Source organism: Klebsiella sp. Sb-30, from assembly GCF_057652795.1.
Genome location: NZ_CM172749.1, coordinates 2731058 through 2746082, shown reverse-complemented (window position 1 = coordinate 2746082; position 15025 = coordinate 2731058). Strand labels below are relative to the sequence as shown.

General features: G+C 57.2%; 14 protein-coding genes. 8 read left to right on the top strand and 6 right to left on the bottom strand.

Going from position 1 to position 15025, the window contains the following annotated elements; genetic code table 11:
• Positions 1-53: 53 nt before the first annotated feature.
• The 4 genes from AC236I_RS12890 to AC236I_RS12875 form a co-directional block, all read right to left on the bottom strand.
• Positions 54-1766, bottom strand: coding sequence for an ABC-F family ATP-binding cassette domain-containing protein (locus tag AC236I_RS12890; protein WP_064359361.1), 1713 nt, complete (start codon positions 1764-1766; stop codon positions 54-56).
• Between the two features lie 339 nt (positions 1767-2105).
• Positions 2106-3803: an NAD-dependent malic enzyme gene (locus tag AC236I_RS12885; RefSeq protein WP_004861771.1), complete on the bottom strand. Its 1698-nt coding sequence runs from the start codon at positions 3801-3803 to the stop codon at positions 2106-2108.
• A 172-nt stretch (positions 3804-3975) separates the two neighbouring features.
• Positions 3976-4116 (bottom strand): stationary-phase-induced ribosome-associated protein, encoded by a 141-nt coding sequence (sra, locus tag AC236I_RS12880; protein ID WP_004861775.1) that lies wholly within the window; start codon positions 4114-4116, stop codon positions 3976-3978.
• Positions 4117-4273: 157 nt separating this feature from the next.
• Positions 4274-5125, bottom strand: a complete 852-nt coding sequence (locus AC236I_RS12875; RefSeq protein WP_004861778.1) for a Vmh family MBL fold metallo-hydrolase — start codon at positions 5123-5125, stop codon at positions 4274-4276.
• 113 nt (positions 5126-5238) lie between these two features.
• Here AC236I_RS12875 and AC236I_RS12870 point away from each other — a divergent pair, with 113 nt between their 5' ends.
• The 8 genes from AC236I_RS12870 to AC236I_RS12835 all read left to right on the top strand — a co-directional run bounded on the left by AC236I_RS12870 (position 5239) and on the right by AC236I_RS12835 (position 12550).
• Positions 5239-6123, top strand: coding sequence for a LysR family transcriptional regulator (locus AC236I_RS12870; protein ID WP_004861781.1), 885 nt, complete (start codon positions 5239-5241; stop codon positions 6121-6123).
• 248 nt (positions 6124-6371) lie between these two features.
• Positions 6372-7154 carry an SDR family oxidoreductase gene (locus AC236I_RS12865; RefSeq protein WP_015584377.1) on the top strand — a complete coding sequence of 261 codons (783 nt, stop codon included), beginning with the start codon at positions 6372-6374 and terminating at the stop codon, positions 7152-7154.
• The gene (locus AC236I_RS12860; RefSeq protein WP_015584376.1) at positions 7151-7528 is read left to right on the top strand and encodes a nuclear transport factor 2 family protein; all 378 of its coding nucleotides are present in this window, start codon (positions 7151-7153) and stop codon (positions 7526-7528) included. Before AC236I_RS12865 ends, AC236I_RS12860 begins: the two co-directional genes overlap by 4 nt.
• An 11-nt stretch (positions 7529-7539) precedes the next feature.
• Complete coding sequence (locus AC236I_RS12855; protein ID WP_015584375.1) at positions 7540-8409, top strand: fumarylacetoacetate hydrolase family protein; 870 nt, start codon at positions 7540-7542, stop codon at positions 8407-8409.
• Entirely contained in the window at positions 8409-9632 is a 1224-nt protein-coding gene (locus AC236I_RS12850; RefSeq protein WP_032717421.1) for a DUF3500 domain-containing protein, read from the top strand. The genes AC236I_RS12855 and AC236I_RS12850 overlap by 1 nt, the downstream gene beginning before the upstream one ends.
• 315 nt (positions 9633-9947) lie before the next feature.
• A complete protein-coding gene (locus AC236I_RS12845; protein WP_227520590.1) occupies positions 9948-11126 on the top strand; it encodes a hypothetical protein in 1179 nt (392 codons plus the stop codon).
• Between the two features lie 67 nt (positions 11127-11193).
• Positions 11194-11574 carry a RidA family protein gene (locus AC236I_RS12840; protein ID WP_183114184.1) on the top strand — a complete coding sequence of 127 codons (381 nt, stop codon included), beginning with the start codon at positions 11194-11196 and terminating at the stop codon, positions 11572-11574.
• A gap of 130 nt (positions 11575-11704) precedes the next feature.
• Complete coding sequence (locus AC236I_RS12835) at positions 11705-12550, top strand: DUF2218 domain-containing protein (protein WP_015584371.1); 846 nt, start codon at positions 11705-11707, stop codon at positions 12548-12550.
• A 72-nt stretch (positions 12551-12622) separates the two neighbouring features.
• Here AC236I_RS12835 and AC236I_RS12830 read toward each other — a convergent pair whose 3' ends face one another.
• Together AC236I_RS12830 and AC236I_RS12825 are read right to left on the bottom strand one after the other, a co-directional pair.
• Complete coding sequence (locus AC236I_RS12830) at positions 12623-13669, bottom strand: amidohydrolase family protein (RefSeq protein ID WP_015584370.1); 1047 nt, start codon at positions 13667-13669, stop codon at positions 12623-12625.
• 45 nt (positions 13670-13714) lie between these two features.
• Positions 13715-15004, bottom strand: coding sequence for an FAD-dependent monooxygenase (locus AC236I_RS12825; protein ID WP_015584369.1), 1290 nt, complete (start codon positions 15002-15004; stop codon positions 13715-13717).
• Positions 15005-15025: the final 21 nt, after the last annotated feature.

The window sequence follows — 15025 nt, the reverse complement described above, 5'->3', positions numbered from 1 at the left end:
ACCGCGTACACCCGGCTAAGCTGTCTCCACCTTAGCCGGGGATTCAGTCTCCTTTAACTCAGTCTGGCGGTAATGGCCGCGATCTCCTCGCGCCACTGCGCCTGCAGGTGGGGTTTCTGGTGCTTAGGTTTACGCGATACATCATCCGCCAGCCGTTGTTCCAGATCGATCAGCCGTTCCAGCAGGGCGTCATGGTCTTCGGAGACGGTGGTCGTCGCATCCGCGTCGGCGGGCCTCCCGGGCAGGGGCGCCCCGCCGCGCAGGCGGGTGTAAACGTCGTCGGCGCTATGCCACTCGCTCAGCCCGTTATCATCAATCAGCCAGAAGCGGTTACAGCTCTGGCTTATCAACTGACGGTCATGACTGACCAGCAGCAGACCGCCGGAATACTCGCGCAGCGAGGCAGCCAGCGCCTCTTTGCCTTCCATATCCAGATGGTTGGTGGGCTCATCCAGCAGAAGCAGGCTATAGCTCGCCAGCGACAGCCCGACAAACAGCAAGCGGGAACGTTCGCCCCCGCTGAGGGTGCTGACCTTTTGCCCGTGGCGGCTCCAGCTGAAACCGGCGGAAATCAGCGCCCGCTTACGGCGTTCACCGGCGGGTTCGAAGCGCTCCAGCGCCTCCAGCAGCGTGGCATTATCCGCCAGCTGATGCAGCGACTGGTCGTAGTAGCCCGGATGTAATCGTGGATGCAGACGCAGGCCGACATCCGGCGCCGCCTGCTGCATCTGCCGCCACAGCAGGCGCAGCAACGACGATTTCCCGCCGCCGTTGCGCCCCATAATCGCCACCCGGTCGCCGCTGCGCAGACGCGCCAGCCCGGCGGTGAACAGGGCTGGTAATCCCGGAGCCGGGGGCACCGGCAGCTGTTCAATTTCGAGTAAACGATCGGCCCGCAGGGCGTCACCGTTCAGCGCCAGTCGCCACGGCGTGCCGGCGGTCAGCTCGGTTTGACTCTCCTTCAGGCGCGCGACCTGTTTCTCCATCTGTTTGGCTTTGCGCGAGAGATCTTCGTTGTCGTACACCTGTCCCCAGGTTGCCAGCCGTTTGGCGCTGGTGGTGACGCGGTCGATTTCTCGCTGCTCGGCTTTATGACGCAGGGCATCGCTTTCGTCCCGTTCCGCCAGCGCCTGACGCGCCGCGCTACAGGGAAGAGAGAAGGCGTGCAGGGTTCTGTCGCGCAGGATCCAACTGGCATTAGTTACAGCATCCAGTAAGAGGGGGTCATGGGACACCAGCACGAAGCTCCCCTGCCAGGTTTGCAAGAAGCTTTCCAGCCACAGCAGGGTCGGCAGATCGAGATGGTTGCCGGGTTCGTCCAGCAGCAGGAGATCCGGCTGCTGAATTAACGCTCTGGCCAACAGCAGTCGGGTATGTTGCCCGCCGCTTAGCGTTGCCGCTCGCTGGGTGAACGCCACCGTCGTAAAGCCCATTTCTGCCAGCAGACGTTCTGCCTGCCAGCGCTGTTGTTCACGCCCGCTGGCGGGAAGCCGCGCCAGAACCACCTCAATGAGCGATTGTTGCAGCAGGGCATCCGGCAGGTGCTGTTCAACCCGCGCCATCAGGCAATGGTGCGCCAGCGCCACGCTGCCGGCAGCGGGCGTCAGCGTGCCGTCCAGCACCTGCAGCAGGGTACTTTTGCCGCAGCCGTTATGGCCGATCAGGCCGATGCGGTCGCCTTTTTTCAGGGTAAAGGAGAGGTCGGTGAAAAGCGGCCCGAATGCCGTTTCAACATGCAGAGATTGCGCGCTAAATAATGTACTCATAGTGAACTTACTCAAGAGTTACAGGCGTAAAAACGCCTCGTCAAACATCGCTGACGATAACCCGGTAAGCCCGAGGGAAGGGAATTAGTCTGGGGTGTCTTCGCTCAAGCTGAAGTTATCGCAGCACGATACCGATAACGCTTGAGCAGTGACGATTACCAAATGTCAGTGAAAACATAGATATTTCACATAACAGCATGGGGTCCTCCTTTTTCATTCAGTGAGTTGACAGGTGAAGGCAGTGTAGGTGGTGGGCGGCGATTTGGCTAGCAACTAAAGATAGTGGGGCGGCGGCAAAAAAACGGGCCCGTTGTCAGGCCCGTTTGCGATGCAGGTTAATCAGATCGAGGTCCGGCGGTAGTTGCGATACTCCGGCAACCAGAAGTTATCGCTGATCGCCTGCAACAGCGCCTCGGCGGAGGTTTTCACCGCCACGCCCTGTTCCTGAGCGACTTTGCCGACCGCGAAAGCGATCGCGCGCGAGACGGTCTGGATATCTTTCAGTTCCGGCAGCACCGGGCCTTCGCCGTTGTTGACCAGCGGCGAGTGCTTCGCCAGCGTCTCACTGGCCGCCATCAGCATCTCATCGGTGACTCGCGATGCCCCTGAGGCGATGACGCCAAGACCGATACCGGGGAAGATATAGGAGTTGTTGCACTGGGCAATAACGTACTGCTTACCTTTCAGCGTGACCGGCGCGAACGGGCTGCCGGTGGCAACCAGCGCTTCGCCGTCGGTCCAACTGAGGATGTTCTGCGGCGTGGCTTCCACCCGAGAGGTCGGGTTCGACAGCGGCATTACGATTGGACGCGGGCAGTGCTTATGCATCTCGCGAATAATCTCTTCGGTGAACAGACCCGGCTGGCCGGAGACACCGATCAGGATATTCGGTTTCACATTGCGCACAACGTCAAGCAGGGAGAGCACTTCGTTGGTGGTATCCCACTGCTGCAGATTTTCACGCTTCTGCACCAGTTTGTTCTGGAACGGCAGCAGGTTCGGCATGGCGTCAGTCAGCAGGCCGAAACGGTCAACCATGAACACGCGCTGACGCGCTTCTTCTTCGCTTAATCCTTCGCGTTGGATCTGGGCGATAATCTGTTCGGCAATCCCGCAACCGGCAGAGCCGGCGCCGAGGAAGACGATTTTCTGTTCGCTCAGCTGGCTGCCCGCACCGCGGCTGGCTGCAATCAGCGTGCCGACGGTCACCGAGGCGGTGCCCTGGATATCATCATTGAATGAGCAAATCTCATTGCGATAGCGGTTGAGCAGCGGCATAGCGTTTTTCTGCGCGAAGTCTTCAAACTGCAGCAGAACGTCCGGCCAGCGGTGCTTAATGGCCTGGATAACGTCATCGACAAACTGATAATACTCATCGTCGGTAATACGCGGATGGCGCCAGCCCATATACAGCGGATCGTCGAGCAGCTGCTGATTGTTCGTCCCCACGTCCAGCACAATCGGCAGCGTGTAGGCCGGGCTGATACCGCCGCAGGTGGTGTACAGCGAAAGTTTGCCGATCGGGATCCCCATACCGCCGATGCCCTGGTCGCCGAGACCCAGAATGCGTTCCCCGTCGGTGACGACGATCACTTTGACGTTGTGGTTCGGGACGTTTTGCAGGATATCGTCGAGGTTGTGCCGGTTCTGATAGGAGATAAAAACACCGCGCGAACGACGGTAAATCTCAGAGAAGCGCTCGCAGGCGGCGCCGACGGTCGGCGTATAGATGACCGGCATCATCTCATCGAGATGGTTGCCAATCAGGCGATAAAAGAGGGTTTCGTTGGTGTCCTGAATGTTGCGCAGGTAAATATGCTTGTCGATCTCAGTTTTAAATCCCTGGTACTGGATCCATGCGCGTTCAGCTTGTTCCTCAATTGTTTCAACAACTTCTGGCAGCAGGCCGAGCAGGTTAAAGCTGCTGCGCTCTTCCATGCTGAAGGCGCTACCTTTGTTGAGAAGGGGAAATTCGAGCAGAACGGGGCCAGCGTAGGGGATATACAGGGAACGGTTTTTCTTATGGGTGAATTGCATCGCACTAACTCCTTGATGTTCACTTCAGACCGTGCGCGGCGATAAGCGTGCGGGCTGGCAGGGAATGCAGCGGGAGCAGTATAGAGCAGATGTTATCAAAGAGGGGAAATTGTATTAAAAAAACACCATCCTGACGAAAGGACGGTGTTTTTATCATCATTCAGCTGAGAAATTAACCCGCGCGGCGCTTACGGCCGGTGGCATGAGCGTGGTTAATTGTCGTTTCCACATCGCCGTCCAGCACCACTTTTTTCTGCTGGGACAGTTTATAGTTCAGACCGAGAAGATGACGTGCCTGGTGGTTCGATTTCATTCTTACTCCTTAATCCAGTTCTGTTTCAAGGACAAGCCCGGCGTGGCCGGACGAAATGTAACCCTAAGAACGGCGCGCTAGCGCGACCGTCTATCTATCGTGGTCTATTTTTCCGCCCCTGGCAACTTTATCACCCGGAATCAGGAATAGTCTGCGTTTACCACTTCATCTCGCCGGTGTTCACCTTCGCACTCAGCTCCAGCGAACTGACTTCCGCCAGCTCCGGCCAGCGCTGTTTCATCTCGGCGATCACCCCGGCGGAATCTTTGTGCGTTTTCAGCGCCTGCTCAAACTGCTGCAGATAGTCGCGGGTAAAGGCGATCGCGCGATCCCCGGCCGGCGGTGTGCCAAGATAGTGGCCCGGAATGACCTGCTGCGGATGGAGTGCGGCCATATCGTCGAGCGTTTTGCGCCACTGCAAGCGGCTTTCGGCGCTCTGGGTATCGGCCGTCCATACGTGCATACCCCAGGCGACACCGGTACCGCCGAGGATGGCTTTGTTCGCCGGGATCCAGACGAACGCCGCGTAGTGTTGCGGCTGACGAATTTCAACTTTTTCGCCGTCAATGGTAAAGGTGTTGGCCGCAATCACCTGCGGCGTATAAAGCTGCTTCGGTGCGCCATCTTTCATCTGCGGGCCCCAGAATGCCAGCTTCGCGGCCTGGGTTGCTTCGATGTGCTTGACCACCTCGGCCGTGGCGACAACTTTTGCGTCCGGGAAAGCCTTCACCAGCGGCTCGAGGCCGAAATAGAAATCCGGATCGCCGGAGGTAATGACAATGCGGCTCAGTTTCTTACCGCTTTTGCGGATCATATCGACCAGCTTTTCGCCATCTTTCACGCTAAATTGCGCATCAAACAGCACCGCTTCATGCGGGCCGGAAGCCAGCGTCGAGTTCACGGCGAAGATACCTTTATCCTGCGGGTTATAGGTCTGCAATGTTAAAGGTGCGGCAAACGCAGCGGAGCTGAACAGCGCGGTGGCAACGGCAAGGGCGGATAATTTCATGTTGGTTTTCTCTGTGTCTGTTGAATAACGCTATTTTACGGATTTCCTGATTTGCGAAAATTCCTGAAAAAAGAGATGCTGAGTTTCATAAAACGTGCAGATGGAAGTGAAAGATGGACAGAATTATTGCCGCGCAGGTCTACATGCGGATCTGCGAACTGGGGAGCCTGAGCGCCGCGGCCCGTGCGCTGGGGATGTCACGCCCGATGGTCAGTCGCTATCTGGAGCAGATGGAACACTGGGCGGGTACCCGCCTGATCCACCGTTCGACGCGCAAATTAACCTTAACCGCGGCCGGGGAGAAGGTGCTGCAAAAAACCCGCAGCCTGACGCAACTGTCGGATGAAATTGCCGGGCAGACCGAGCGGGCGGTGCCCAGCGGCACGCTCCGCGTCGCCTGCGCTCACTTTACGGCTATGCAGCTGATTTCACCGCTGTTACCCGATTTTCTCGCCCGTTATCCCCAGCTGCGTCTCGAACTGGATATCAATAATCATCCGGTGAGTCTGATCGGCGAGCGCATCGACGTGGCGATTCGCATCACCGATAACCCGGAGCCAGGAGCGATTGCCCGTCGGCTGGGGGTCTGTCGTTCGGTCCTGTGCGCATCGCCGCGCTGGCTACAGTTACATGGCCAGCCGCAGACGCCGGCGGAGCTTAGCGAACATAACTGTCTGCACTACAGCCATTTTGTCGCGCCGAGCTGGCAGCTTACCGACTCGCAGGGCGAGGAGGTCTCGGTGACGGTTTCCGGAAACCTCAGCGCCGGGATCTCCTCATTACTACTCGAAGCGGCGGTAGCCGGATGCGGTATCGCGATGCTGCCGGAACTGGAAGCGCAGCGCGCGCTCAACAGCGGGGCGCTGAAGCCGGTGTTGCCGGGCTGGACGCCGAAAGCACTCAGCGTCTACGGCATCTATTTATCGCGCGACTATCAACCCAGCGCGCTACCGCTGTTCCTCGATGAGATCCAACAGCAGCTGGCGCAGCTTAGCTAGCGCGCTTTCGTACCGCCGATCCTGCGTCGCGCCTTGCGGGCGCGCGTGCTCCTGCCATCACTCACCTCGCTACCTGCTACCGGGTGGCGTCCGCACGTCTGTCTCTTGTTCGCGCCGACAGCGTCCTCTTTCGTGAGCCATCTCCGACTTTCATCTAATCCTCCTGTGGATATCTAGACATATCGCAATTTGAGATATATCAATATATGTACATTATTTTACCAATAATTAACATTCAGGAGCGGAGAATGGATCTGGGGATTGGCGGAAAACAGGCTTTCGTCTGCGCATCATCGCAAGGACTCGGTCTGGCCTGCGCGGCGGCGCTGGCGGCAGAAGGCGTGAACGTCACGCTAAACGGGCGTTATGAACAGAAGCTGGCGCAGGCGGCATCGGCGCTGCGCCAGCGCTTTCCTCAGGTTGCCGTCACCACCGTCACTGCCGACCTGACGCAGTCGGCGGGGCGCGCGGCGATCCTGGCGGCCTGGCCAAAAATCGACATTCTGGTGACCAATAACGCCGGGCCTCAGCCCGGCGCACTTGCCGACTGGCATGAAGAGGCGCTGCTGGGGGCGATGGCGGCCAATTTTATTCCTGCGGTACAGCTGATTCGCGCGTGGCTGCCGGCAATGCAGCAGCAGCGCTTCGGGCGGATCGTCAATATCACTTCGGCCATGGTCAAAGCGCCGCACTACATGATGGGGCTATCCACCTCGGCGCGGACGGCGCTGACTGCTATCTGCAAAGCGATCGGTCGTGAAGTGGTAGCCGACAATGTGACCATCAATAACCTGCTTCCGGAGCGGATCGATACGCCGCGCCAGGCATTTATGTTGCAGCGGCTGATGGATGAAGAGGGCATCAGTCTGCAAGAGGCGCGCCGACGCAATGAGGCGACAATCGCCGCCGGTCGCTTTGGCCGCCCGGAGGAGTTCGCTGCGGCCTGTGCCTTTCTCTGTAGCCAGCAGGCTTCCTATATTTCCGGACAAAATCTGCAGCTCGACGGCGGTTCCTATGAGGGGCTGCTATGAATACGGATCTCCTGGCGCTAATGACGCTTGAGACGCAGCGTCAGCAGGCACTGGTGGCCGGTGATAGCGTGCGTCTGGCGGGGCTCCTGGCCGACGATCTTGTTCATATTCACAGTACCGGAATGGTGCAGGGTAAGGCCGAGTTTCTCGAACACGTGGTGAAAATGGGCGGCTTTGTGGCTATCGAGCGGCCAACGCCGGACATACGCCTGCTGGGCGATATTGCCATTATCAGCGGCGAAACGCGCAACGTGGTCCGTGCACTGCACGATGGCGCCGAAAGGGTTCGCCACGGTTTTTCCACGCTGGTTCTGCGACGTTCCCCGCAGGGCTGGCAGATTGTGTTGTCACAAATGACGCCCTTTGCGGCGTAAGAAGGAGTGTTATGAAGCTCGTGCGCTACACCCACCACGGACGTACCCGGCTTGGCAAAGTGGTTGATTCTACGGTCATTGATTTATCCGAAATCACCGGCATCGATCACTCAATGCGCCAGTTGCTCAACGACCTGCCGGCGCTTCGCGAACGGCTTGAGCGGGCCACCGGGCCGGCCATTGCGCTGGAGGAGGTTCGCCTGGAGGCCCCGATTCACGACCCGCAGAAGTTTCTCGGCATTGGTATGAACTATCGCCAGCATGCCGAGGAGGCACGCCGGGCGGGGATCGCCATCCCGCCATCGCAAATGTGGTTTAACAAGCAGGTTTCCTGCATCAGCGGGCCCTTTGATCCGGTCGTTAAGCCGCGCGTTAGCGAGCAGATGGATTATGAAATCGAGCTCGGTGTGGTTATCGGTCGCCGCTGTCGCCACGTCTGTGCCCGCGATGCACACGCGGTGATTGCCGGCTATCTGATCGTCAACGATCTCTCCGCGCGGGACTGGCTGAAAAAATCGCCGACCTTTACGCTCGGCAAATCATTCGATACGCACGGGCCGCTGGGCCCGTGGCTGACGACCGGCGATGAAATTGCCGACCCGTTGGCGCTACAGATGACGCTAACGGTGAACGGTGAACAACGTCAGCACGCCTCAACCGGCGATATGATTTACAACATATATCAACAAATTGAGTATCTCTCATCGGTGATGACGCTGGAGCCGGGCGACGTACTTGCTACCGGAACACCGTCCGGGATTGGCGCGCCGACCGGGCGTTTCCTGCAGCCGGGCGATCTGCTGCATCTGACCATCGACGGCCTGGGGGCGATAGAACATCGCGTGGTGGCAGAAGACGATGCCATAGCGTGGGAGGCGTGATGAGCAGCAACTCTTTTCGTGATTATCTTCTGCCTGCTGACGCGCCACGTATTCTGGCCGCGCGTAACGTGGATGTCGCCACCTATGGCGCCAGGATGCTGGCGACGGAAAAAGCGCGTGACCTACAGGCGCAGTGGCAGGCCAGCCTGGATGAAACGTTTCGCGGGATCACGACTGACGGCAGGGTACGCGAGGGGCTTTTCGCGTTAGCCGATGAAGGGTTTGCCGTCGACGAGGCGGTTGCCGCCGCCAGAGAGCTGCTGCGGACGCTGGAGCCGTCGCAGCGCCAGCGCGTCTGCCAGCCGATTGATGCGCCGCAGTGGCGTGCCTGGTATAACCCGGAAATTCCGTTCAATGACTATGGCGTGCGCCTGGAAGCGACGTCTCCGGCGACGCGCGAGGCATTTCTCGGGTTATTGAGGACCTGCACCAGCGAGCAGGGTTTTCGCAAAGTCTCTCGCCTGATGGATGCCAACCATTTCCTTGGCGAGCTGTATGACCTGAATAACATCATGAACCGCTGGAGCTTCCATTTCATGTTGTTCGGCGAGCCTTCGGCGGATCGGCCCTGGGGGTGGAATATCTACGGCCATCATGTCGCGTTTTGCTGTTTTATCGTCGGACGTCAGCTGACTATCGCCCCCACGTTTATGGGCGTGGAGCCAAACGTTATCGATCGCGGTGATGACAGCGATGCGACGCTGTTTACCGACGAAGAGCGCTGCGGCCTGGCGTTGATGCAGGCGTTGACTCCGCGGCAGCAGAAACGAGCAACGATTTTCCAGCAGATGGAAGATCCGGCGATGCCGCCAGAGCGCTTTAACTTCGCCGATCAGCGCCATCTCGGCGGGGCTTTTCAGGATAACCGCATGATTCCTTATGAGGGAATTTGTGTGGCGGAGTTCAGTCCGGCGCAGCGCAAGATGTTAATGGCGACGATTGCCTGCTTCCTTGATTTTTTGCCCGATGCTCCGCGACAGCGGCGGCTGGCGTGCATTGAACAGCATCTTGAGGAAACCTGGTGGTGCTGGATTGGCGGCTGCGGCGATGACGATGTCTTTTATTACCGTATTCAAAGTCCGGTGGTGATGCTGGAGTTCGATCACCATAGCGGGATGTGGCTGACCAATGAGCAGCCGGCGCGTTTTCATATTCACACGATTACGCGGATTCCCAATGGCAATGATTACGGCAAAGCCTTATTGGCACAAACGCGCAAATAAACCTGTCGGGTTTAATTTCTGTTGATATCACCCATCGCGAACGCAGAGCGTAGCGCGGGTGGGCGCATTGACGCGCCATTCTCTATGAGCCTGCGCGAACAGGCTCCGGGCGGTAAATAAAAATATCTCTGTCTCCTACAATGAGGTTATCTGGCAATGGAATTAAACTGTTCATTCAGAGTCTCAACGATGGCGTTATTTCCGCTGGCGTTGATGTGCGGCAGTTGTTACGCGAATACGGTATCTGCTGGTGGCGACTCTGATTCATTCAACGACTGGCTTTCGCAAGGAAATATTTACGGCGAAGTCAAAACTATGCATTTTTTTAAAGAATTTAACGGTACCGTTGCGGATAAACAAACGCACGCCTTTGGGGGTGATATTCAATATGTCAGCCCGGAACTTTATGGCTTTAGTTTTGGTGTTGCAGATTATGCGTCGTGGAATTTAGGTCTCAATCCCGATAACAGTGAAAAAACGGAAGTTTATCTGCCGGCGGATAATATCAATGTTCTGGGTAAGGCCTATCTGCGCTATCGGGGATATGGATTTAATCTACAGGGGGGACGAATTGCACTCGACACGCCTTTCGCCAACGGCGGCGAAGGTCGTACCATGATTCCGGCCTTATATGAGGGGGTTGGCGGCGATTACGCTTTGCTGGATAAGCAGCCGTTAAAGCTGTACGGCTATCGAATCTACCGCTTCAAACCTTTCAGCTCTGATACCTTTGGTAAGGGAGATACCGGGGCGCCAGAGGTTGATGATACGACGATCCCTTCGGTCGACAGCGATGGTTTCTCCACCTTCGGTCTGCGCTATGGCCACCTGTACGATGCCCAGGCCGAGGCCTGGTATTATCACTTTGATAAACGTGCGCAGATGGCTTTTGTCGGCGGTGAGCTGCCGGTACATGGGCTAAGCGTGGGACAATGGACGCCATTTTTCGGCGCACAGTATTTGCATGAATGGGATACATCGGATCAGTCCTGGCCGTATAAAAATATCGACACCGATCTTTATTCTGCCCGACTGGGGATGCGCTCGCGCAATCACAGTCTCTCGGTGATTGCCACTCATGTCCCCAGCAAAGACGGGGCGTTTTTAAATGGCGCCTATTTCGCACCATATAATTTCGGTATTTATGACACCACGCCGATTGAGGCCGGACAACCGCTGGCATCGATGATCACCAGTAATCAGCCCGGCGATGCGCTGGCGCTACGCTATGTTTATCATAATCAAAACGCGCTGGCGGTATTAGGCTATACGCGTCTGAATTTAAAAGATTCCAGTGGGATTTATTATCCGATTGCCGCTAAGGATATTAATGCCGGGTTTATGATATTAGGCTATAACCTGACCCCGCGATTACATGCTGAATTTGAATTTGATTATATTGACTCGCCGTCGCCGATAACCGGTGATTATCATGCTGAACGCCTGCGTCTGGTTTATAAATTCGGCGCTATGATGCCGGACAGCGAATATTAATCGTGATGACATTGTCCTTTTATTAGTAGCAGGGTCTGCCGGCGGCAGATCCTGACTGGAGATAAATATGAGTAACAGAAAAAGTCTTTATAGCGAGGCCTTCGTTCACGCCAATCCCGTTCCTGCCGCCTGTCGGATTGGCAATATGGTATTTTCCGGTGTGATTTATGGCCGCGATCCGCTGACCCGGCAGGTACCGGACGATCTTGATGCCCAGTGCGCGCTGATGTTTGCCCATATCAAAACGCTAATTGAGGATGCCGGAGGGACGCTGGACAACATTGCCCGATTGACGCTGTTGATGGCGGACAGAAACGAGCGCGAAACGGTGAACCGCCACTGGGTCCGCTATTTCCCTGATCCGGCATCGCGTCCGGCCAGGTACGCCATCGATGCTAAACTGAACGGCAATATTCGCGTACAGTGTGATTTTATCGCCGTTCTTTAACCAACTTTACTGACCGCTTCTTCGCTTTCCCGCACGTATTCCGTTGGCGAACAAAATTCAGGCCTGCGTCATCTCTTTAAGATATATTTAAAGTTTAGTTATGTTGCAGTGGATGATAAAGGAGTCGACGATGGAACAAACACAACGCTCCGGAAAAAAGTCCGCCGGTAACGACACTCCGGCTGTCCCGCAAAATGCGGGGCAGACCGGGCGTCGTGGGCGGGTATTCGATTACGGTGAGCTACGCGTGCTGCTCCTGGCGATGCTGTCTGAACAGCCGAGCCATGGATACGAACTAATTCATGACATTAAAGAACGCTTTGGCGGGTTGTATAAGCCCAGCCCGGGGGTCATCTATCCGACCCTGACCTGGCTGTATGACCGCAACTATGCGGTTATCGACCTGGAAAAGGGCGGCCGCAAGCGCTACAGCATTACCGAAGAGGGCCGGGCATGGCTGACGGCTAATCAATCGGTTATGGAAATGCTTAAGTCGCGGGTGGCGCCGCAGGCGAACCGAGCATCGCCGGTGGAGCTGGTAGAGGCAATGGACCACCTGAAACGGGCGCTCAGCCTGCGGATGAAATATGAGCCGCTGCCTGCCGGTATGGTCGTGAGCCTGGCGCAGGCAATTCATCTGGCCGCCGAACGTATTGAACATCTGCTGACTACCCCGGTTGCGTCGGAGGGCGTGCACACCAGTATCGCCTGCATCGCGACGCCCAATGCCTCGCGATTTATGCGCCGCTTGTGCAGCCATTTCCAACATCGCACGCCGGTCGTCAGCGATGAGCACAGCGGGCAGTTTCGACTGAGCATCGGCGAGGTCCGGCTGGATGTGCAGGATAACCTGTTGCAGATTACGTTGAGCGCCACGGAAACCGACGATCTGGCCGAGATGGAAACCATCGTGGAACGCCATCTGGCGGAAGCGGCAGTGCGCGAAACGCTGGATATCCGCTGGCAGCGGACGTAAAAAAACCGGCAGCCCTCTGCCGGTTTCTCGCTTTTGGCCCCGATAATCTGATGTTTAGCGGGGCCGATTTCGTTAGTCGAGATGGAACATCCGTGCGGCATTCCCGCCGAGAATATTGGCCTTATCTTCCGCTGAAATATCCAGACTCTGAATGGTGTCCACCCCCTGGAAGAACCAGTCTTTACGAATCGGGTAGGAGCTACCGTAGAGAATATTTTTCCCGCCGATCACCTTCACCGCGGCCTCCAGCTGAGCTTTACCCCATTGCGGCGCGCCGGAAGTATCGAAGAAGATGTTGTTGCTTAACTGCGCGCGCAGATTGCCGGTGCCGGTCTGGAAACGATCGACCGCATCGTTGAACTGATGCTGCGGCGGTACCAGCATATCGGCGAAGGCGTAAAACGCGCCGCCCAGCATGGAGTGGATAAAGCGCAGGTTCGGCAACTCGTCAAACATGCCGCTGAACAGCTCGCGTCCGACGGCGGTGGCCTGGTCGATGCAGCGCCCGAACTGGCGGCGCTGGTTGGTGTACGGCAGTACGGAGTTAAAATCCACCGGCAGCGGCGTATGGTGAACCACAACCGGAATTTCCAGCGAGTTCAGGTAGTTGAGGTAAGGGCGGAAGGCCGGGTCGTCGAGATAGATCTGCCCGTAGTGGGCGACAATCTGCGCGCCGCGGAAGCCGAGCTGATTCAGACAGCGGTCGACTTCGCGCAGACACTCTTCGGTCCCCCACGGCGGAACGACCGCCAGCGCCGACATTTTTCCGCCGCTGCGTTTCACGTATTCAGCCATTCGATCGTTGACCTTTTTACAGGTCTCCAGATCCAGCCACTCCTGCCATACCGGAAGACGGAAAATGGCGTGGTCGACGCCGGCTTTTTCCATGTCTGCCAGCTGACTCTCCAGCGTGTACTGACCTTCGGCGTAGTTGAGATTCACATAGCCTTTCGGCTGTTCGATGATCAGCTGACGCAGCGGTTTGCCTTCGATCTGCTCTACCCGGGTGTGGACCCCGTACTGTTTCGGCACGCAATCCAGAAATGCATTCAGCAGTTTTTCGTCGGAGAACAGGTCGCCTGGCAGCCAGTGCATGTTGGCATCGATAATTTTACTCATGCGTTCTTTCCTTTTGTTTTTGGTGTCATGTTGGTTGGTGGGGGGTTATTTCTGCTCGCTGGCAAAAACGGACTTATATTTACCGGGCGCTACGCTCTCTTTACTTCCAGGAATCCGCATCCCGGCTTTGGCGTGGTATTCGCTGAAGATAGCCAGCGCCTCTTCGTGGGGGAAAATGGCCTCAATATCGTCGAACGGTTTCCCGCCGCTGCGCTCTTCAACAATCCGACGAACCACCTCGGGGCCTTCGCCGCGTGAAGCCAGCACCAGCCAGTTCACCTTCTCGCGTCGTTCTTCCTCGTAGGCCCGCAGCGCCGCAACCGGATCGGCCACTGTGCTGAGTTTCTCAGCCAGCACGCGGGCGTCGACAAATGCCTGACAAACGCTGTTGCCGCCGCGCGGATACATGGCGTGCGCGGCGTCGCCCAGCAGGGTGATACGGCCAAAAGACCACTGGGAGAGGGGATCGTGATCGATCAGCGGGAAGAGGTAGCATTCGCGGGCGCGGCGGATCATTTCGCTGACATCCAGGAAACCGAGCTGGCAGTCATCGAAAACATGTTCAATCTCTTTGACGCCGGTTTCCTGATTCCAGTCTTCTTCGCTTTGCGGTTTTTCGGCCTGCTCAATCACCCAGTTGACCAGCTGATTTCCCTGACCATCGACGTTGTCCTGAATGGGGTAGACGATCAGAGTGCCCTGACGAATCGGATCGCCGATGTGCAAAATCGAGCCGCCGGTTTTGATCGGCGGCATTACGGTGACGCCGCGATACAGCGTCAGGCCGGAAAAGTGACTACGCTGAGAGGCCGGGAGCAGCTGGCTGCGCACCACCGAGCGAATGCCATCCACGCCAACCATCACGTCGGCCCGTACCTGCTGCGGGGCCGCCGGGTTCAGGCTGTTATCAAACGTGACGGTCACCCCATGCTCGTCCTGGGTGAAGCTCAGGCAGCGACAGCCGAGGGTAATCGCCTCGGGCCCCAATCGTTCCTGTACCGCACGATAGAGCATCATCTGGAGATGGCCGCGATGTACGAAGCGCTGATCGTGTTCATATCCCATATGTCGACCGCACTGTTCGGCGAAAATCTGCTGGCCGTAACCGGTGTAAAAAATCGACTCCTGAGCGTCGACAGAAATGTCGCAAAAAGCCTCGTACAGACCCAGTTCCGTCAGCTCTTTTACCGCGTAGGGTTTGATATCCACCCCGACGCCCAGCGGCTTAATTTCCTGAACGGCTTCGAATAAACGCGGTTTAAATCCCTGCTGGTGCAGACGCAGGGCCGCAGCCAGCCCTGCCGGACCGGCACCAATAATGACGATATCCAACATAATAACTTCCTCAGATTGTGT

Coding starts and splice junctions, on each gene's coding strand:
- AC236I_RS12860 (WP_015584376.1), top strand. CDS start 7,151: ATGAATACGGATCTCCTGGCGCTAATGACGCTTGAGACGCAGCGTCAG.
- AC236I_RS12855 (WP_015584375.1), top strand. CDS start 7,540: ATGAAGCTCGTGCGCTACACCCACCACGGACGTACCCGGCTTGGCAAA.
- AC236I_RS12835 (WP_015584371.1), top strand. CDS start 11,705: ATGGAACAAACACAACGCTCCGGAAAAAAGTCCGCCGGTAACGACACT.
- AC236I_RS12830 (WP_015584370.1), bottom strand. CDS start 13,669: ATGAGTAAAATTATCGATGCCAACATGCACTGGCTGCCAGGCGACCTG.
- AC236I_RS12865 (WP_015584377.1), top strand. CDS start 6,372: ATGGATCTGGGGATTGGCGGAAAACAGGCTTTCGTCTGCGCATCATCG.
- AC236I_RS12875 (WP_004861778.1), bottom strand. CDS start 5,125: ATGAAATTATCCGCCCTTGCCGTTGCCACCGCGCTGTTCAGCTCCGCT.
- AC236I_RS12870 (WP_004861781.1), top strand. CDS start 5,239: ATGGACAGAATTATTGCCGCGCAGGTCTACATGCGGATCTGCGAACTG.
- AC236I_RS12850 (WP_032717421.1), top strand. CDS start 8,409: ATGAGCAGCAACTCTTTTCGTGATTATCTTCTGCCTGCTGACGCGCCA.
- sra (WP_004861775.1), bottom strand. CDS start 4,116: ATGAAATCGAACCACCAGGCACGTCATCTTCTCGGTCTGAACTATAAA.
- AC236I_RS12845 (WP_227520590.1), top strand. CDS start 9,948: ATGCATTTTTTTAAAGAATTTAACGGTACCGTTGCGGATAAACAAACG.
- AC236I_RS12825 (WP_015584369.1), bottom strand. CDS start 15,004: ATGTTGGATATCGTCATTATTGGTGCCGGTCCGGCAGGGCTGGCTGCG.
- AC236I_RS12840 (WP_183114184.1), top strand. CDS start 11,194: ATGAGTAACAGAAAAAGTCTTTATAGCGAGGCCTTCGTTCACGCCAAT.
- AC236I_RS12885 (WP_004861771.1), bottom strand. CDS start 3,803: ATGCAATTCACCCATAAGAAAAACCGTTCCCTGTATATCCCCTACGCT.
- AC236I_RS12890 (WP_064359361.1), bottom strand. CDS start 1,766: ATGAGTACATTATTTAGCGCGCAATCTCTGCATGTTGAAACGGCATTC.